Source organism: Saccharothrix sp. ALI-22-I, assembly GCF_001984175.1.
GTDB lineage: Bacteria > Actinomycetota > Actinomycetes > Mycobacteriales > Pseudonocardiaceae > Actinosynnema.
In genome coordinates this window covers 204,393-219,648 of the sequence record NZ_MTQP01000069.1, presented here as the reverse complement: position 1 = coordinate 219,648, position 15,256 = coordinate 204,393, and the positions used below count along the sequence as shown (strand labels likewise).

At 71.2% G+C, this 15,256-nt stretch carries 20 protein-coding genes and 2 pseudogenes; 10 read left to right on the top strand and 12 right to left on the bottom strand.

All coding sequences use genetic code 11. From position 1 onward, the window contains the following. Positions 1-39: 39 nt before the first annotated feature. Together ALI22I_RS43275 and ALI22I_RS43270 are read right to left on the bottom strand one after the other, a co-directional pair. Positions 40-1,206: a glycosyltransferase gene (locus ALI22I_RS43275; RefSeq protein WP_077011400.1), complete on the bottom strand. Its 1,167-nt coding sequence runs from the start codon at positions 1,204-1,206 to the stop codon at positions 40-42. Between the two features lie 158 nt (positions 1,207-1,364). Further along, positions 1,365-2,510 carry an acyl-CoA dehydrogenase family protein gene (locus ALI22I_RS43270; protein ID WP_083752445.1) on the bottom strand — a complete coding sequence of 382 codons (1,146 nt, stop codon included), beginning with the start codon at positions 2,508-2,510 and terminating at the stop codon, positions 1,365-1,367. A 177-nt stretch (positions 2,511-2,687) separates the two neighbouring features. Between ALI22I_RS43270 and ALI22I_RS43265 the strand changes: the two genes are divergently transcribed. Then, positions 2,688-3,188 carry a SigE family RNA polymerase sigma factor gene (locus ALI22I_RS43265; RefSeq protein ID WP_077011398.1) on the top strand — a complete coding sequence of 167 codons (501 nt, stop codon included), beginning with the start codon at positions 2,688-2,690 and terminating at the stop codon, positions 3,186-3,188. Then, positions 3,188-4,015: a hypothetical protein gene (locus tag ALI22I_RS43260; RefSeq protein WP_077011397.1), complete on the top strand. Its 828-nt coding sequence runs from the start codon at positions 3,188-3,190 to the stop codon at positions 4,013-4,015. Before ALI22I_RS43265 ends, ALI22I_RS43260 begins: the two co-directional genes overlap by 1 nt. Before the next feature lie 58 nt (positions 4,016-4,073). On the opposite strand, the gene ALI22I_RS43255 is transcribed toward ALI22I_RS43260, so the two are convergent. Continuing rightward, positions 4,074-5,243: a multicopper oxidase family protein gene (locus ALI22I_RS43255; protein ID WP_143532738.1), complete on the bottom strand. Its 1,170-nt coding sequence runs from the start codon at positions 5,241-5,243 to the stop codon at positions 4,074-4,076. Positions 5,244-5,405: 162 nt separating this feature from the next. Beyond that, positions 5,406-6,074, bottom strand: a complete 669-nt coding sequence (locus ALI22I_RS43250) for a cupredoxin domain-containing protein (protein WP_077011395.1) — start codon at positions 6,072-6,074, stop codon at positions 5,406-5,408. A 42-nt stretch (positions 6,075-6,116) separates the two neighbouring features. Between ALI22I_RS43250 and ALI22I_RS43245 the strand changes: the two genes are divergently transcribed. The 6 genes and pseudogenes from ALI22I_RS43245 to ALI22I_RS54940 all read left to right on the top strand — a co-directional run bounded on the left by ALI22I_RS43245 (position 6,117) and on the right by ALI22I_RS54940 (position 8,513). Continuing rightward, positions 6,117-6,368 (top strand): hypothetical protein, encoded by a 252-nt coding sequence (locus ALI22I_RS43245; protein WP_077011394.1) that lies wholly within the window; start codon positions 6,117-6,119, stop codon positions 6,366-6,368. Beyond that, positions 6,365-6,736: an ATP-binding protein gene (locus ALI22I_RS43240; protein ID WP_179118543.1), complete on the top strand. Its 372-nt coding sequence runs from the start codon at positions 6,365-6,367 to the stop codon at positions 6,734-6,736. The genes ALI22I_RS43245 and ALI22I_RS43240 overlap by 4 nt, the downstream gene beginning before the upstream one ends. A gap of 116 nt (positions 6,737-6,852) precedes the next feature. After that, complete coding sequence (locus tag ALI22I_RS43235) at positions 6,853-7,770, top strand: hypothetical protein (protein ID WP_077011392.1); 918 nt, start codon at positions 6,853-6,855, stop codon at positions 7,768-7,770. An 80-nt stretch (positions 7,771-7,850) separates the two neighbouring features. Next, a pseudogene (locus ALI22I_RS54245) lies at positions 7,851-8,087 on the top strand (polysaccharide deacetylase family protein); the annotation flags it as partial. A 14-nt stretch (positions 8,088-8,101) separates the two neighbouring features. Continuing rightward, positions 8,102-8,281: pseudogene (locus tag ALI22I_RS54945) on the top strand (glycoside hydrolase family 6 protein); the annotation flags it as partial. Between the two features lie 67 nt (positions 8,282-8,348). Further along, positions 8,349-8,513 carry a cellulose binding domain-containing protein gene (locus ALI22I_RS54940; protein WP_274523058.1) on the top strand — a complete coding sequence of 55 codons (165 nt, stop codon included), beginning with the start codon at positions 8,349-8,351 and terminating at the stop codon, positions 8,511-8,513. Between the two features lie 3 nt (positions 8,514-8,516). On the opposite strand, the gene ALI22I_RS43225 is transcribed toward ALI22I_RS54940, so the two are convergent. After that, positions 8,517-9,035 carry a hypothetical protein gene (locus tag ALI22I_RS43225; RefSeq protein ID WP_077011390.1) on the bottom strand — a complete coding sequence of 173 codons (519 nt, stop codon included), beginning with the start codon at positions 9,033-9,035 and terminating at the stop codon, positions 8,517-8,519. Positions 9,036-9,244: 209 nt separating this feature from the next. Between ALI22I_RS43225 and ALI22I_RS54235 the strand changes: the two genes are divergently transcribed. After that, on the top strand, positions 9,245-9,850 hold the full coding sequence (locus ALI22I_RS54235) for a superoxide dismutase family protein (RefSeq protein ID WP_238598866.1): 606 nt from the start codon (positions 9,245-9,247) through the stop codon (positions 9,848-9,850). A gap of 13 nt (positions 9,851-9,863) precedes the next feature. Here the strand turns inward: ALI22I_RS54235 and ALI22I_RS43215 are convergent, their stop codons facing one another. From ALI22I_RS43215 to ALI22I_RS54225, 4 genes are read right to left on the bottom strand one after another with little or no spacing between them, the layout of a single operon-like run. Further along, a complete protein-coding gene (locus ALI22I_RS43215; RefSeq protein WP_083752442.1) occupies positions 9,864-10,325 on the bottom strand; it encodes a hypothetical protein in 462 nt (153 codons plus the stop codon). A 49-nt stretch (positions 10,326-10,374) separates the two neighbouring features. Next, positions 10,375-10,680, bottom strand: a complete 306-nt coding sequence (locus ALI22I_RS43210; RefSeq protein ID WP_077011389.1) for a GNAT family N-acetyltransferase — start codon at positions 10,678-10,680, stop codon at positions 10,375-10,377. A gap of 12 nt (positions 10,681-10,692) precedes the next feature. Further along, on the bottom strand, positions 10,693-10,836 hold the full coding sequence (locus ALI22I_RS54230; protein WP_238598865.1) for a hypothetical protein: 144 nt from the start codon (positions 10,834-10,836) through the stop codon (positions 10,693-10,695). After that, positions 10,812-10,967 (bottom strand): hypothetical protein, encoded by a 156-nt coding sequence (locus tag ALI22I_RS54225; RefSeq protein WP_238598864.1) that lies wholly within the window; start codon positions 10,965-10,967, stop codon positions 10,812-10,814. Before ALI22I_RS54225 ends, ALI22I_RS54230 begins: the two co-directional genes overlap by 25 nt. Positions 10,968-11,086: 119 nt before the next feature. On the opposite strand from ALI22I_RS54225, the gene ALI22I_RS43195 reads away from it, so the two are divergent. Continuing rightward, on the top strand, positions 11,087-11,719 hold the full coding sequence (locus tag ALI22I_RS43195; protein WP_077011388.1) for a GNAT family N-acetyltransferase: 633 nt from the start codon (positions 11,087-11,089) through the stop codon (positions 11,717-11,719). Here the strand turns inward: ALI22I_RS43195 and ALI22I_RS43190 are convergent. The 3 genes from ALI22I_RS43190 to ALI22I_RS43180 form a co-directional block, all read right to left on the bottom strand. Beyond that, a complete protein-coding gene (locus ALI22I_RS43190; protein ID WP_077011387.1) occupies positions 11,642-12,550 on the bottom strand; it encodes a S1C family serine protease in 909 nt (302 codons plus the stop codon). The two genes, ALI22I_RS43195 and ALI22I_RS43190, sit on opposite strands and share 78 nt — an antisense overlap. Positions 12,551-12,660: 110 nt before the next feature. Then, complete coding sequence (locus ALI22I_RS43185) at positions 12,661-13,878, bottom strand: SGNH/GDSL hydrolase family protein (RefSeq protein WP_077011386.1); 1,218 nt, start codon at positions 13,876-13,878, stop codon at positions 12,661-12,663. 193 nt (positions 13,879-14,071) lie between these two features. Beyond that, the gene (locus ALI22I_RS43180; RefSeq protein ID WP_077011385.1) at positions 14,072-15,211 is read right to left on the bottom strand and encodes a glycosyltransferase; all 1,140 of its coding nucleotides are present in this window, start codon (positions 15,209-15,211) and stop codon (positions 14,072-14,074) included. Positions 15,212-15,256: the final 45 nt, after the last annotated feature.

Genomic DNA, 15,256 nt, shown 5'->3' with positions numbered 1-15,256 from the left:
GCCCACGATTCGCCCAATAGAGTGATCTTGAGATCGTGCTCATCGCTGGTCGCCGGTCAGCGATCGACCTCGGGCACCTGTGACCGGAGCTGTGACCAACCGTTCCAGCAGCGGCACGGCTTGGGTGGGGTCGGGTAGGTCGAGCATTTCGGTCCGCACCCGTTCGGCGGCGCGTCGGTAACTCGAATCCGCCAACACCTCGGTCACTGCGGCCCGCACGTCCTGTGGGGTGACGGTGATCGGGTTCAGTTCCTTGCCCACACCGAGTCGCACGCACTGTTCGGCGTTGTGCGGCTGGTCGGCCCCGATGGGCAGCAGCACCGTGGGCAGGCCGTGCGCCAGCGCGCCGATCACGCTGCCCGAGCCGCCGTGCGAGACCACCAGGTCGCAGCGCGGCAGCACCTCGGCCTGCGGGAGGTAGCGGGCTATGCGCACGTTTGCCGGTTGCTCGCCGAACTCGGCCGGGTCGATGTGCCGGCCGACCGTGGCCACCACGTCGACCGGCAGGTCGCGCAGCCCGGCCAGCACCCGGGAGAACAGGTCGCCGGACTCGGTGTTGAACACCGTGCCCAGGGTGAAGTACACGGTGGGTGTGTCGGACCGGGCCGGTGGGCCGACCGGTGGGCGGATCGGGAAAGCGTTGTCCGGCAACGGAAAGCCCGGATCGCGGAAACTCGGCGGGAACGGCGAGAGCATCAGGTCCCGGTGCAGCATGACCAGGTCGGGATCGGGCGGCAGGCCGTGCTCGGCGCGCAACTCGGCCAGCGCTTCCCCGATCACCGCCGGCCGCACGAACGAACCCGACGCGATGACCTGCATGTTCGCATAGGGCAGCTCGAGTTTCTCGGCGGCCAGCACGCTGCCGAAGTCCACTTCCTCGCACACCACCACGTCCGGGCGCCACCGGCCGAACAGGTCCAGGTAGCGAGGCACCCGACGGCCGGCCCCGCGCCGGACGAAGCCCTCGCGCAGGTCGCGGTCCTCCCGCTCCCGGTCCGGTACCAGCAGCGGCAGGCGTTCCGGGGCCTCGTCACCGCTGCCCTCGTCCACCGCGAACGCGGTGAACCCGGCCGCTTCGATCGCCTCCCGCAGAGCCTGCCCGGCCGCGAACGCGACGGTGTGGCCGGCGGCGGCGACGGCCGAGGCGAGCGGGACCAGCGGCTGGAAGTGGCCCAGCCCGCCGGCGAAGGTGAACAGCACGCGCATCCAGCCATGTTATCGATTCGTCCGTAGGAGCGCGCGTGCTTATCCGACCCGCGACCACCGCTGCGAACTACCTCCGAACCCGCGAGGCCCGCACAAGTCAGTAGCCGCCTCAACGCCGGAGTGGTGAGCGGCGGTGTGGCGACGTGCCGGCGAGGTCCTCACACGAACGGGGTCACGGTGTTCTCCGCACCCACCAGAGCCGCGCCGTAGAGCTCCAGGTTGACTTGCGGGATGAGCATGCCGTGGCGGGCGGCCACGTTGGCGTCGCGCCAGATCCGTTGGAGAGGGCTGGCGTCGGCGAAGCCGCTGGAACCGTGGGCGGTCATGAGGGTCTCCAGGGCGCGGTTCACGTGGCGGGCGGCCACGGTCGCGTCGGCGCGGTAGCGGGCGCGGAGGAGCTCGGTGGGATGGACCACCTCGGTGGCGTGGTGGTCGAGGGCGTCGGCGGCGCGGTAGGCGTGCAGGTCGGCGGTGTCCAGGGCGGTGGCGGCCTCGGCGATCCGGAGCTGGAAGGCGACCGAGTCGCGTTGGCGGGCGAAGTCGGTGTAGGCGATGCCCTTGTGCTGGGCGGCGTCGATGACGTGGGTCAGGGCGGCGCGGCCCAGGCCGAGTTGGGGAGCTGCGACCATCAGCACGAGCGACGGCACGAAAGCGGCGCGGTAGGTGGGAGCGATGGCGGAGGTGGTGTTCGCGCCCGCCACCAGGGGGCCGAGCCGCAGCACGCGGTGGTCGGGCACGAACGCGTCCTCGACCACGAAGCGGTTGCTGCCGGTGGACTTCATCCCGGCCATGTGCCACTCGTCCACGATCTCGTAGTCCGCACGCGGCACCAGGAGGATCGCCGGGCCGTCGTCCAGGACGGCGGACGCGATGGCCCACGACGCGTGCCAGATGCCGGAGGCGTAGCTCCAGCCGCCGCTGAGCCGGTAGCCGCCCGGCACGCGGTGCACCGGGCCGCTGGGCTTGAGGGCGCCGCTGATCAGGGAGTCGGGAGTGTCGCCCCACACGTCGTCCTGCGCCTGTTCGGGGAACAGGGCGACGATCCAGCTCCCACCGTTCCACAGCGCCGTCACCCAGCCCGCGCCACCGTCGATCGCGGCCACGGCGGAGGCCACCTCCACGTGCGTGCGGATCGACGCCTCACCACCGCCGTACCGCGCGGGTGTGGCGGTGCGGAACACGCCCGCCTCGCGCATCGCGGCCACGGTGTCCTCGGCCAGTCGGCGTTCGGCGTCCGCCCGGCCGGCCGCGTCGGTCAGTCGCGGCGCCAGAGCGGCGATGGCGGTGAGGACATCGGAGCTCATCGCGGAACCTCCTGGGATCATGCCTCGACCGCTACTCGCGGTGACAAAGTGTCGCACTGTCGATAGCCGAACGGAGCGCCCATTCGCGTGGCCTCTCACTGCCCCGAACGGCAGTCCGCACCCGATGACAACCGAATGCGAGTGCCACCTCGTCGTGATGGCTGAGGAGGTGGACGGGTGAAGGACAAAGACGCCGCGTTCGTCGAGTTCGTGCGTGCCAAGCACCGCCATGTGCGGCGCACCGCGTTCCTGTTGTGCGGTGACTGGCACCTGGCCGAGGACCTGGCGCAGGCCACGCTGCTCAAGCTGTACCGGTCCTGGTCACGGGCGCAGCGGGCCGATTCGGTCGACGCCTACTGGCGCAAGGTGCTGGTGCGCACGGTGATCGACCACCGACGGCCGATGAAGCGCGGGGAGAAGCCGGTGGCCGAGCTGCCGGACCTGCCGGACGTCGAGGTGGAGCCCGGCCACGGTGTCGACGTGCAGCGCGCGTTGGCGACGCTGCCGCCTGGGCAGCGTGCGGCAGTGGTGCTGCGGTACTGGGAGGACCAGTCGGTCACGCAGACGGCGAAGTTGCTCAAGTGCAGTGAGGGAACGGTCAAGAGCCAGTGCGCGAGGGGGCTCGCCGCGTTGCGCCGCGAGCTGGAAGGCGTGCCGGCCAAAGGAGGAGTGGCGTGATGAACGACGTTGACGAGGGGCGTGACGTGCGGGGACTGCTGGACTCGGTGTTGGAGGGTGACACCGGGCCGCACTACTCGCCGGAAGAGGTGCTGAGGTCGGCGCGCAGGGCGACGGCGCAGCGGCGGGCGATCGTGACGAGCGCGTTGTCCGCGGGGCTCGTGGTGGCGGTCGGGGCAGGCGTGTTCCTCGGCGTGAACCGTCCGTCCACTGTGGAGGCCGGGTCGAGTTTGGTGCTCACGACCACGACGCCGGAGGCCGTGGTGTTGCCCACTGATGTGCCACCGGTGCCGAACACGCCCGAGCACGCCGCCGAACTGACCGCGAAGCTGGTCGCGGCGAACGTCATCCCCCAGGGCTTCGAGCTCACCCGGGTAGCCGGGGCGCAGGCCGGACCGATGGAGTTCTACCGCTTCGGTGAGGACAGTTCGGACGGCTACAAGGCCACCGCCGTGGTCGCGGATGCCAAGGGCCGGGCGACGTTGACGATGTTCGTGCAGTCGGTGTCCAAGCACCCCGAGTGCACGCCGGAGAACAACTGTGTGATGGGCACTCCGGTTTCGGGCGCGTCCCCCGTGGAGCCCAGCGTGCGGTACGTCGACGGAGTCGAGCTCACGGTGATCCGCAGCCCCGAAGCACGCGGGCCGGACGGGCTGACGGTGAAAGCGCACTTCCCCGACGGCACGGTCGTGTACGCCGGTGTGCGCAACGAGGTCGAGGTGATGGTGGACGGCGTGCCCATCGCGCAGCCGCCCACCCGGGACGAGGTGCCGTTCACCGAGCAGCAGCTGATCGACATGGTGGTCAAGCCCGGCTTCCACTACTGATCCTGTGGAAGGCGTTCGGTGAGGTGTCGGGGCGGTTCTACGCCGCTCCGACACCTTCTCACGCACTGACTTCGAGTACACCCATCATGCCCAGGTCCTCGTGCGAGGCGATGTGGCAGTGGTACACCGTCCGCCCCGCCTCGCCCCGGAACGGCACCGCGATCGTCACGGTGCTGCCGGGTGGGACGTTGACGGTGTCCCGCCAAGCCCGCAGCGGTTCCGGTCGCCCGTCGAGGGCCAGTACCTGGAACGAGTAGCTGTGCAGGTGGAACGGGTGGTCGGTGGTGTGCTCGTTGACCACCTCCCAGATCTCCAGCGTGCCGAGCCGAGCCTCCAAGTCGACGCGGTGGTGGTCGAACGTCTTGCCGTCCAACGTGAAGTGCTCGACCCCGTCGCCGCCGAACGCGATCCTCCTGCGCCGCACGGCTTTCGCCTCGTCCAGCGCCTCCACCTCGCGCAACCGCTCCGGCAACGCGACCGCCGCCAGGCCCTGCGGCACATCCAACGCCGCCAGCCGGAACCCGGTGCTCGTCTCGCCACCGTTCCCGTACACGGAGTACGACAGGGCGGTGAGTTCCAACCGTCCGGCCGCGGTGGTGTCGACCAGGACTTCGGCGCGTTCGCCGGGCGCCAGCAGGATCTCGGTGAGTTCGACCGGCTCGGCCACGAACCCGCCGTCGGTGGCGACGAGGTGCAGGGGAGTCCGGTTGCCGTCGCGCAGCACGCCGACCAGCAGGTGGTCGCCCGCGGTGGCGTTGAGCAGCCGCAGCCGGGTCCGGCCGCTGGTGGGCGTGAGCACGGGCCGGACCACGCCGTTGACGCTGATCTCCGAACCGGCGCGGGTGAACATCAGCAACCGGTCGTCGCACGCCTTCAGCAGCTCGTCGGTCGCGCCGGTGACCACGATCGGCCCGGCGAGGCCCGCCAGGAGCTGCCGCTCCACGTCGCCGTGGGCGTGAGGGTGGTACCAGTAGGTGCCGGCCACGCCTTCGGGCACGTCGAACTCCTGCGTGCTGGTCGTTCCGGGCGCCAGGTGGGTCAGCGGGGCGTCCACGGCCGGTGCCAGCGGCAGGCCGTGCAGGTGGAGGCTGCTGTCCGCGTCGAGGTCGTTGCGGAACTCCAGCCGCACCCGGTCGCCTTCCCGGAGCTTGACGAGTGGGCCGGGCGCGGTTCCGTTGTACTGCAAGGTGTTGCCAGCCGGTGCGGCGACGAGTTCGCCGCGCAGCACGCCGTCCGCGCCCGCGCGCAGCGGGAGGGTGGTGGGCTGGGGGAGTGCCGGGCCGTCGGCAGGGCCGGCCAGGGCGGCGCGTACGGCCAGCGCGCCACCCTGGCCAGTGCTCCGGCAGTCAGGCCGCCCGCGATCAGCAAGGTCCGTCGGGACACCTTCGACTCAGCCATGGTGGTGCGCCCCGGCAGGCTCGGACACGGCGGAGGCGGTGGTCGTGGACGTCAGCGCGCCGTCGGTGACGGTGAGCCGGCCGATCATGCCCTTCTCCTTGTGGTCACCCGCCGCGCAGTGCACCGCGTACTGGCCCGGCTTGGCGTCCACCACGGCGATCCGGGTGCGGCCACTGGGCACCTCGATGTCCACGCCCAGGTCCTCGATGGTGAACGTGTGGTTGTCGTCGGTGTCGTTGGTGAACTTGAACGCCACCGGCTGCCCCTGACCGACGCGCAGTTGGGCGGGGGAGAACTTGAAGTTCGTCATGTCCACGGTGGGCAGCGCGGCGAGCTGCGCGTCGGTCAACGACCCGGTGTCATCGGACTGGGGCCACACCACCAGCAGGGTCGCCGCCAGCAGCGCGGCCACCGCCGTGCCGCCACCGAGGCTGACGAGCCGTTCGCCGTTGCCAGGTCGCCCACGGCGCAACAGCATCACGAGCGCCGACACCAGGGCCACACCAGCCGCCAGCACCAACGCCACCGCGTTCGCGAACGGCAGCACGTCACCGGGGCGGATCAGGTCGAACGCCACGTCGGTCGGGTGGAAGAACACCGTCAGCGCCGCCGCCGGCATCGTGGCGACCGGGGCGATCCGGCTGCGCCGCCACAGCAGCACGGCTTCGGTGAGGAACTAGGCCCTGATCTGCTGCGCACACCGTTGGCGATCCAACGCGCCGCCATCCAGATCGGGCTGCGCGATCCGGACGAGCAGCGGTTGGCCGAGGTGCGCGAGCAGATGCTGGCCGCCAACCGCCGCACCGAGCAGCTGATCGACGGCCTGCTCGTGCTCGCCCGCAGTGACCGGGGGCTGGCCGACCGCGTGCCCGTCGACCTGGACGAGGTGGTGCGGAAGTGGTCGAGCAACACCGGGCGCCCGCCGCCGCCGGATCGATCACCGTGGACGTCGTGATCGGACCCGTGCGGGTCCTGGGCGACCGGGTCCTGCTCACGCAGCTGGTGGGCAACCTGATCGGCAACGCCGTGCGGCACAACGTGGACGGCGGCCGGCTGCGGGTGCGCCTGGACGACGACGGCCTGCACGTGGCCAACACGGGACCGGTCGTCGACCCCGCCGAGCTGCCGGCGCTGTTCGAACCGTTCCGCCGCGGCCCACGCCGCACCGGGTCCGCCGACGGGGGAGCCGGGTTGGGCCTGGCGATCCTGACCTCGATCACGCGTGCTCACGACGGTGAGGTGACGGCCCGCGCACGCCCCGAGGGCGGCCTGGACGTGCGGGTGGCCCTCCCGATGTCGACAGCCCGGATCTCCACGCCGTAACCCCGCGGTCCGCGAACCGACCGTCACCGATCCGCTACGCACCGCGTCCGGCGGTAACGCCTGGTGCACCCCACCGATGACCGGCGTACATCCGTACGGCGTCAGGGGAGTGCGCAGTGATCGAGAACTCGGCAGTCGGTCTGGACATGCTGGAGGCCGGGGTCTCCGTGACCGTGACCAGGGAGGAGAACCACCAGGACTGGCTGTCCCGGTACGCCGTCGCGCCCGGCGGGCAGCGGCACGTCGCCGTCGAACTGGCCTGGTGCACCATCGACTCGGGCAAGTACCGCGGCCAGTACGCCATCGAGGTCCGGCTGGACGGGCAGCGCGTCGGCGAGCTCACGTACCTGATGTCGCGGCGCTACGCCGACGTGCTCGGCCAGGTCATCAACCGTGGCGGCAGACCGGGCTGCGAGGCCGTGGTCCAGCTCGGGAACCGCGGCCTGGAGGTCGTGCTCCACCTGCCGCGCGACACGTCGGGCATCATCGCGGCGCCCCAGCAGCCCACGGTCTTCACCCCGCCGGCGAAACGCAAATCCCGCCGTCCGGTGTGGATCGCCGTAGGGGCCGTGGTGTCCCTGTTCGTCGTCATCGGCGCCCTGGCGGACGACTCAACACCCACCAACCCGGCCGCCGCCCTGACCACGACCAAGACCACCACACCCGTCACCACGACCACCACCGTGCCGACGACAACCACCACCACGACCACCACGACGACGACCACCACAACGACCACGACCGTCGCCCAGCCCGCCCCGCAGCCCCAGCCGCAGCCCAAACCTCAGCCGAACCCGCAGCCCAACCCCCAGCCGAACACCGCCACCCAGGCCCCGCCGCCCCCGGCGCCGCCCGCACCCGCCCAGGGCTGCCACACCAGCTACACCCCGTGCGTGCCCATCGCGTCCGACGTCGACTGCGCGGGCGGCTCCGGCAACGGTCCCGCGTACGTGCGCGGCCCGATCACCATCATCGGCCCGGACGAGTACGGCTTGGACGGCAACGACAACGACGGCATCGGCTGCGAGAACTGAGCGTCGGCCTCGCCGGATCGGCAACAGCGGCAAGGGGACGGGCGCGAACGCCGCGTCCCCGTCCGACATGATCGTGGGCCATGCGGCGTTTTCGGGTGCGCAGGTGGATGGTCGTGGTGGTCGTCGTCGTGGTGGTGCTGGTGCCGTTGAGCGGCTTCGGCTTGTGGCGTCTGGCCAACGCCCGCGACTTCCAGTTCTTCGGGGGCCTGACCAGCGCGGTCGACACCACGGAGAAGGTGGTCGCGCTGACCTTCGACGACGGGCCGCACCCGGCCGGCACGGCGGAACTGCTGGCGGTGCTGGCCGAGAAGGACGTGCCCGCGACTGGGGTGTGGTGGACCCGAGCCAGATCGGCGGGCCCACCACAACCACCACCACAACAACCACAACAACAACCACAACGACGACCACGACCGCGCCGCCGGCCACCTGCACGGTCGCGTACACGACCGTCGGCCAATGGCAGGGCGGTTTCCAGGGCGAGGTCCGCGTCACCAACCGGGGCACCACCGCCGTCACGCCGTGGACGGTCGGTTGGTCCTTTGCGGACGGTCAGCGGATCACCCACCTCCGGGGCGGTGTCCACCCGGGACGGCCCCGCGGTGAACGTGCGCAACGCGTTCTGGAACGGCACCATCGCGCCGGGCGGCGCGGTCTCGTTCGGGTTCATCGGCAGCTGGACGAGCGCCAACTCCAAGCCGACCGCGTTCACCCTGAACGGCGTGGCCTGCCAGACCGGCTGACGCTCAGTTCTCCACGATCCGGTGGTAGCGGATCGGCGTGTACTTGCTCGCCGTGGCCGCCGACCACTTCCGCTCCACGGGCGGCGCGCCGTCGGGGCCGGTCTGCTCGCGCACGACCGGCTCCGACCTCGCCCCGTCCGCCCAGCGCACGAACAGCGCCGCGTGGTAGGCGGACGTGAGGGCGTCACCGGGCCGCAGGTCGGCGCGGGCCACCACGGTGGAGATCTCGCGGAGCGTGGCCGTGGTGCGGGAGTGGGTCAGGCCCCACACCATCGAGATGTAGCCGGAGCAGTCGGTGCGGTAGCTGCCGTACTGGTTCTGGTAGCAGGCCCGCTGGCTGTAGGGCACCCGAGCGTCCAACCAGGACTGCGATCGGGCCTGTGTCTCACTGCGTGACGTCACGCGGTTCTCCGGCGTGGTGCCGCAGGCGGCCTTCGGGCCGGGGCCGTCGGCCGCGTGCGCGACCGGTGCCTGGAACGCCGCCGCGCAGGCCAGGACGGCGATCAAGGTGCGGTATTTCATCGAATCCCCTTCGGGGTCGGGGTGCCGCGGGACTGTGCCCGCGGCGTGGGCAAACCGCAGGTTCCCCGAAGTTCTCCGGAATAGCGCCAAAACCACTCGGCGGAGTGGTCTCTCGGACGTGGGCGCGCGTGACGCGGTTTCACGCGGTTTCATGCGGAGTGGCCCGGTTGGTCGGGTGGTGATCCAGACGGACGTGGAAGGGAACCGGCATGCGCATCGGCATCGGCATCGTCGTCGCCGCGCTCTGCGCCGCGGTGGGGTGCGGCGGCGAGTCCGAACCGGGGCGACCCCAGCAGACCACCAGGGTGTCCGAGCCGGAGGTGGGCACCCGGCAGATCGGGATCCTCGCCCCGGCCGAGGCGGCCGACACCGCGTTCACCTACGACACGGCCGCCGCGCCCCCTGGTGCGGAGTTGGAGCTGGAAGTGGTCGAGGCCGACGGCATGACGACCGTGCGCCTGTCCACCGAGCTGCTGCAACCCAACCGCGGCTACGCCGTCCACGCGCACACCGAGCCGTGCGGCCGCAACGGCGCCGACGCCGGTCCGCACTTCCAGCACGAGGTCGACCCCGCCGCCACACCGGACCGGCCGTCGGTCGACCCGGCCTACGCCAACCCGCGCAACGAGATCTGGCTCGACCTCACCACCGACGGCCAGGGCAACGGCTCGGCCGAGACCACGGTGCCGTTCGTCTTCGACGACCGCGTGCCGTCCTCGATCGTGCTGCACGAGCAGCCGACGACCGCGACCGAACACGGCCGGGCGGGCAGCGCGGGCGCGCGGCTGGCCTGCTTCACCGCCCCGTTCCGCTGAGACCAGCCCGGGCTCACGTGGCCGGTGGCCCGTCCTCGGCGGGGCGGAGAACCGTGTTGAACTTGGTGAGCGAGGCGATCAGCTTGTCCGCGCCGCGGCGCACCTGTTCGTCGGGGTCCTGGGTCAGCGCCGTGCACTCCCGCACCGCAGCGTCCCGTTCGCGCGAGGACAGGATGAACACGTCGAGCACCGCGGTGTGAATCCAATCCGCGTGGTTGTCGTCGGCGTCGGCGAAGGCCGAGGCGACCGTCTCGAACCCGGCCGCGTCCCGGCGTCGGAGCAGAGCTCCCGCCGTCACCCGGGTGACGAACGTGTTGCCGGCGTCGAGCACGAGTTCCCGCAGCGTCGGCCGGGCCTCGGGCATCTCGGCGAAGCCGGCCAGACCGTGGCCGGCGTCCGCCCGGTCGCGGTAGTCGGGGCTGCCCGCGAGTGCGGCCAGGGCCGCCACCGCGGCACGTCTCGCCTCGTTGCTCATGGGCGGATTCTGCCGCGACCGCGGCGAGAATCCCATCGGGTTTCCGCGGTCAGTCGACGGCGGTGGTGCTCGGGGTGCTGTAGACGATGTCCACGTACTCGCGGTGCCGCTCGATGTAGCCCTTGATGAACGGGCACAACGGCAGCACGCGCAGCTCCCACGCCCGCGCCTGGTCCAGCGCGGCACGGGCCAGGGCGCTGCCCACACCCTTGCCCTCGAACGCCGGGTCGACCTCGGTGTGGGTGAACACGATCAGCTCCGGCGTGCGGATGTAGACCGCCTTGCCGGCCGGCGTGCCGTCGACCACGGCGGCGAAGTGCTTCTCTTCGGGAACGTCGTGCACCTCGATGGCCATGACCTGATCCTGTCACAGCCCGCCGACCGGCCATCGCCCCGTGGGCACCGGTACTACATCAGCCACACGGCCCAGTCGCCGCTGGTGCGTTCCGACGGACACCCCGAGCGTCACCGCCACCTGTGCCTCGGTCAGGTCCTCGTAGAACCGCAGCACCAGTACCGCGCGAGCGCGGTCTGCAACAGGTCTTCGGCGTGCCCCATGTCCCTGGTCAGCAGGAAGGCCGTGCGCAGCAGGCGTGGTGACGCCCCGGCCACGAACTCCTCGAACCCCTCGGGTAATCCCACCACCACGGCCCCTCACCTCGTCCGACCCCGGTACTACCAGTCGGGAGCGGTGAATGGTTGCCGTGCCGCGTTAGAGAAATCGGTACGCCCCCGGAACATCGATCGGGCAAGCTGTCGCGATGGGGTACCAGGTGCGCGACTACGTTGCCGGGGACGAACCGTCGTGGTTGCGGTGTCGGGTGCTGTCGTTCCTCGGCGCGTCCTTCTACGACTCGGTCCTCCCGGCGAAACCCGAGGTGTCCGGCGTGGAACTGGTCGCGGTGGACGGCCCGGTGGTCGTCGGCGTCCTCGACGTGGCCGTCGAGGGTGACCTGGCCACCATCGACACGGTCGCCGTCCACCCCGATCACCAGCACCGGGGCATCGGCGGCGCGCTGCTGTCCCGGGCACGGGCCCGCGCCGGCGCGCTCGGCGCGACCACCCTCGACGCCTGGACCCGTGACGACCCGGCGACGCTGCGCTGGTACCGCGCCATGGGCTTCACCGAGAGCGACCACTACGTGCACGTGATCGCCGACCACTACACGCGTGCCGACGAACCGGCCCGTGCCGTCGCCGCCCAGCACCCCGGTCTGCGCCTGGCGAAGGCCTTTCTGCACGCCGACCTGGTCGACGAGGACCGGTTGCGGCGGGAGTTCGCGCGCGTGCACGTCTGCCGGCGGTTCGCGATGGCGTTAGGTGGTGAGTTCGGTCGGCGTGGCGATGACGTCGACCATCGCGCCGTTGCGCAGGACGGTGACCGGCAGCGGTAGGCCGATGGCCTCGGCGAACAGCTGCCGCTGGATGCCCTGGGCGTCGCTGACCGCCGTCCGCGCCACGCTCAGCACGAGGTCGCCGTCACGCAGTCCCGCCTGCTCCGCCGGACCACCGGGCACGACGTGCACCAGCCGCACCCCCGCGCTCTGCCCGGTGCGGGCGGCGACGGCCTCCGGCAGGGGAGCGGGAGCGCCGACGACACCCAGGTAGGCCCGACGCACACGGCCTTCGACCATCAGGGTGGACAGGATCCGCTGGGTGGTGTTGTTCATCGGGATCGCCAGCCCCAGGCCGATGCCCGCCAACGCCGTGTTGATGCCGACCACCTCGCCCGCCGAGTTGGCCAGCGCGCCGCCCGAGTTGCCCGGGTTGAGCGCCGCGTCGGTCTGGATCACGTCCTCGATCACGCGTCCCGCCCGGCCGCTGCTCACCGGCACCGCCCGGCCCAACGCGCTCACCACGCCCGCGGTCACCGAGCCGGCCAGGCCCAGGGGGTTCCCGACCGCGATGACGAGTTGGCCCACTTGGAGGCGGTCGGCGTCACCGAACTTCGCCGCACCGGGCGCGTCCGCCGCGGCCTTGAGCACCGCCAGGTCGGCCAGGGGATCGGTGCCGACCACCGTGAACGCCGACTCGGAGCCGTCCGCGAACACCGCCTTGCCCGCCTGCGCGCTGCCCACGACGTGCGCGTTGGTCAGCAGGTAGCCGTCGTCGGTGAACACCACCGCCGAACCCGTGCCGCGCGGCATCCGCAGGCTGGCCACGTGCGGCGTGACCGACTTCGCCACGGCGATGACCGCCTGCGAGTAGGCGTCCAGCGGGTCCATCGGCGCCTCCTGATTACACGATTACACCTCAATCGTGCGCTCAGGGCGACCGTGCTGTCCGGGACGTTCGCCGACAGCGGACTCCTCCCGGACAGCACGGCCGCATTCCGTCAACTCCGCAGCAGCATCGCCAGGTCGATCGCGTTCGCCATGGCTTCCGTGCCCACGTCGTTCGGGTGCAGGTGGTCGCCGCTGTCGTAGGCGGGGTCGAGGGTGGCCGGGTCGCCGGGGACGGCGGTCGCGGCGGCGAAGTCGACCACGCCGTCGAACTCGCCCGAGGTGCGGATCCAGTCGTTCAGCGTCCGCCAGGTCGCTTCGCGCTCCGCGGTCCAGATGAACGACCCCTTGAACGGCAGGATCGTGCCCCCGTACACCTTCACGCCCTTCGCCCGCGCCTGCGCGATGACGTTGCGGTGGCCCGCGATCAGGTCCTCGGCGGAGGCGCTGTAGCCGATGTCGTTGACCGCCTCCAGCAGGATCATCGCCTTCACGCCGGTCTGCGACAGCACGTCCCGCTGCACCCGCGTCACTCCCGCCACGCCCCAGTACGGCTCGTCGCGGTCGGCGATGAGGCGGTTGCCGCCCAGGCCCGCGTTCACCACGGACAGCGTCCTGCCGGGTACCGCGTTCAGCCGTCGGGCCAGGAAGTCCGGCCAGCGGCGGTTGGCGTTGCCGGTGGTGTTGGCGGTGTCGGTGATCGAGTCGCCGAACGCCACGACCGTGCCCGCGACCCGCTTGGCGGGCTTGACGTCCACGCCGTCCACGACCATCCAGCACGGCGTGCCCTGGAACCCGCCCGACAGCACGCCGGTCCGGTCGCCCGACGCCAGGTAGTTGCCCTGCGCGGTGAACGGGTGGTTGGTCAGCGGGCCGGTGGCGTGCGGCACGTACGCGCTGACCAGCAGGGTGGACAGCGCCTTCACTTCGAGCGGGACCGGGTCGCTGAAGATCTCCTGGCCGACCGGCACCGTGACGCCCCGCCTGCCCTTGAACGTCAACGTGCGCAGCGTGCCGGGCACCGCCGCGTCACCGGACGCCTGCACCGCGACCGACGCACGTCCGACCTGCAACGGCGTGGTGCCGAACGCGTTGGTCAACCGGACCCGGACCGAACCGCCGCCGGCGCTGAGGAACACCACGTTGCGCACGGTCTGGTCGGCGAGACCCTCGCCCGCCGGGCAGTCGCTCCACGGGATCTCGCTGCCGACCACGGGACTCGCCGCCCAACCGGCCACCCAGGGCCGGTCGTGCGCGGTGGCGGCCGGCTGCACCGCGGCGGTCGCCACGAGCGCGGCTATCACGGCCAGCTTCCCGACGTGTCTTGCCATCAGGGTCCTCCTACGCCGTCGTCATTGGTGGCGTCGCCGACGGTGGCAGCGATCAAATTAACCGGTCAAGTAAGCCACGACGAGCAGTGCGGGAGTTGCGATGAGTGGTTCGGCTTAACACTTAAGTAGTCGCCGCCGTGCCCGCCCGACCGCGACCCGAGCGGGCGCGGCCAGGCGGGCGGGCGGAGGGGATTCAGACGTAGTCGGGCAAGGTGCGGGCCACATCATGCGGTGACGGCATGGCGGCCACCTCGGCGGCGATCGCCTTGGCGGCACCGAACACGGCCTCGTCGGCGAGCAGGTGCCGGGCCTTGGCGGCGATCGCCTCGGCGGTCACGTCGTCACCCAGCAGTTGCTCGCCCGACCCGCCCTCGACCACCATCTTGGCGTTGCTGAACTGGTCGGCGCCCTGCGGCACGACGAGTTGCGGCACGCCGGCACCGAACGTGCCCATCGTCGTCCCGCTGCCACCGTGGTGCACCACGAGGTCCACGTGCGGGAGCAGGTCGGCCTGCGGAACCCACGGCAGCACGACGACGCTGTCGGGCAGCTCGCCGAGCGCGCCCACCTCGACCGTCGGACCGGCGGCCACGAGCACCCGCGCGTCCAACGTCGCCAGGCCCTCGATCGCGGTGCGCAGCACGCCCGCCTCGCCGAACGCCGTGCCCAACGTCAGGTACACCAACGGCTCGCGGTGTTCCACGACCCACGACGGCAGCTCACCGGAATCGGCGAACGGCACCGGCCGCAGCAGGATGCGGTTCGTCTGCGTGGCCAGGAACTCCTTGTCCTGCAACGACGGCGGGCAGATGTCGATGTACGGGTTGCCGAGGATCATGTGGTCGTCCTCGGCCAGCTCCACGCCGAGTTCGGCGGCGAAGTCGACCAGGTGCTTCAACGCGCCGTCGAGGACTACGTCGCCGTACCACATGCGGCCGAACGAGTGGCACAGCGCGGGTACACCCGCGATCTTCGCGGCCAGGCCCGCGCCGGGGTTGGCCAGTTCGTGCACGACCAGGTCGGGCTTGCGGTCGGCGAGGATCGGCTTGAGGTCGGCGGCGAAGCGGCGGGGCAGCACCGAGCCGAACACCATCGAGACCCGGTCCGGCGTGGCCTCCCGCGAGTGCTGCGGGTCGACGCCCGCGGCTGCGGCCACGTCGGCCATGTCCAGGCCGGCGGGGATGTGCTCGATGTCGCGCGCGTTGAACGCGTTGGCGAACGCTTGTCCGGTGACGAAGATGACGTCGTGGCCGAGTTCGCGGGCGGCGATCGCGAGTGGCACCAAGGGATAGGTGTGTCCGTGTAAGCCGAGGCTGGAGAAGATGATTCGCACTGGGTCGAGCGTAGCGAGATTTTTCTACGGCGGGTGAATTTCGTC

What these genes read in the sequence shown, in the direction of transcription:
- ALI22I_RS43215 (WP_083752442.1), bottom strand. Translation starts at nt 10,325, where the DNA reads ATGAGCAACGAGGCGAGACGTGCCGCGGTGGCGGCCCTGGCCGCACTC.
- ALI22I_RS43185 (WP_077011386.1), bottom strand. Translation starts at nt 13,878, where the DNA reads ATGGCAAGACACGTCGGGAAGCTGGCCGTGATAGCCGCGCTCGTGGCG.
- ALI22I_RS43190 (WP_077011387.1), bottom strand. Translation starts at nt 12,550, where the DNA reads ATGGACCCGCTGGACGCCTACTCGCAGGCGGTCATCGCCGTGGCGAAG.
- ALI22I_RS43260 (WP_077011397.1), top strand. Translation starts at nt 3,188, where the DNA reads ATGAACGACGTTGACGAGGGGCGTGACGTGCGGGGACTGCTGGACTCG.
- ALI22I_RS43270 (WP_083752445.1), bottom strand. Translation starts at nt 2,510, where the DNA reads ATGAGCTCCGATGTCCTCACCGCCATCGCCGCTCTGGCGCCGCGACTG.
- ALI22I_RS43210 (WP_077011389.1), bottom strand. Translation starts at nt 10,680, where the DNA reads ATGGCCATCGAGGTGCACGACGTTCCCGAAGAGAAGCACTTCGCCGCC.
- ALI22I_RS43225 (WP_077011390.1), bottom strand. Translation starts at nt 9,035, where the DNA reads ATGAAATACCGCACCTTGATCGCCGTCCTGGCCTGCGCGGCGGCGTTC.
- ALI22I_RS43195 (WP_077011388.1), top strand. Translation starts at nt 11,087, where the DNA reads ATGGGGTACCAGGTGCGCGACTACGTTGCCGGGGACGAACCGTCGTGG.
- ALI22I_RS43275 (WP_077011400.1), bottom strand. Translation starts at nt 1,206, where the DNA reads ATGCGCGTGCTGTTCACCTTCGCCGGCGGGCTGGGCCACTTCCAGCCG.
- ALI22I_RS54235 (WP_238598866.1), top strand. Translation starts at nt 9,245, where the DNA reads ATGCGCATCGGCATCGGCATCGTCGTCGCCGCGCTCTGCGCCGCGGTG.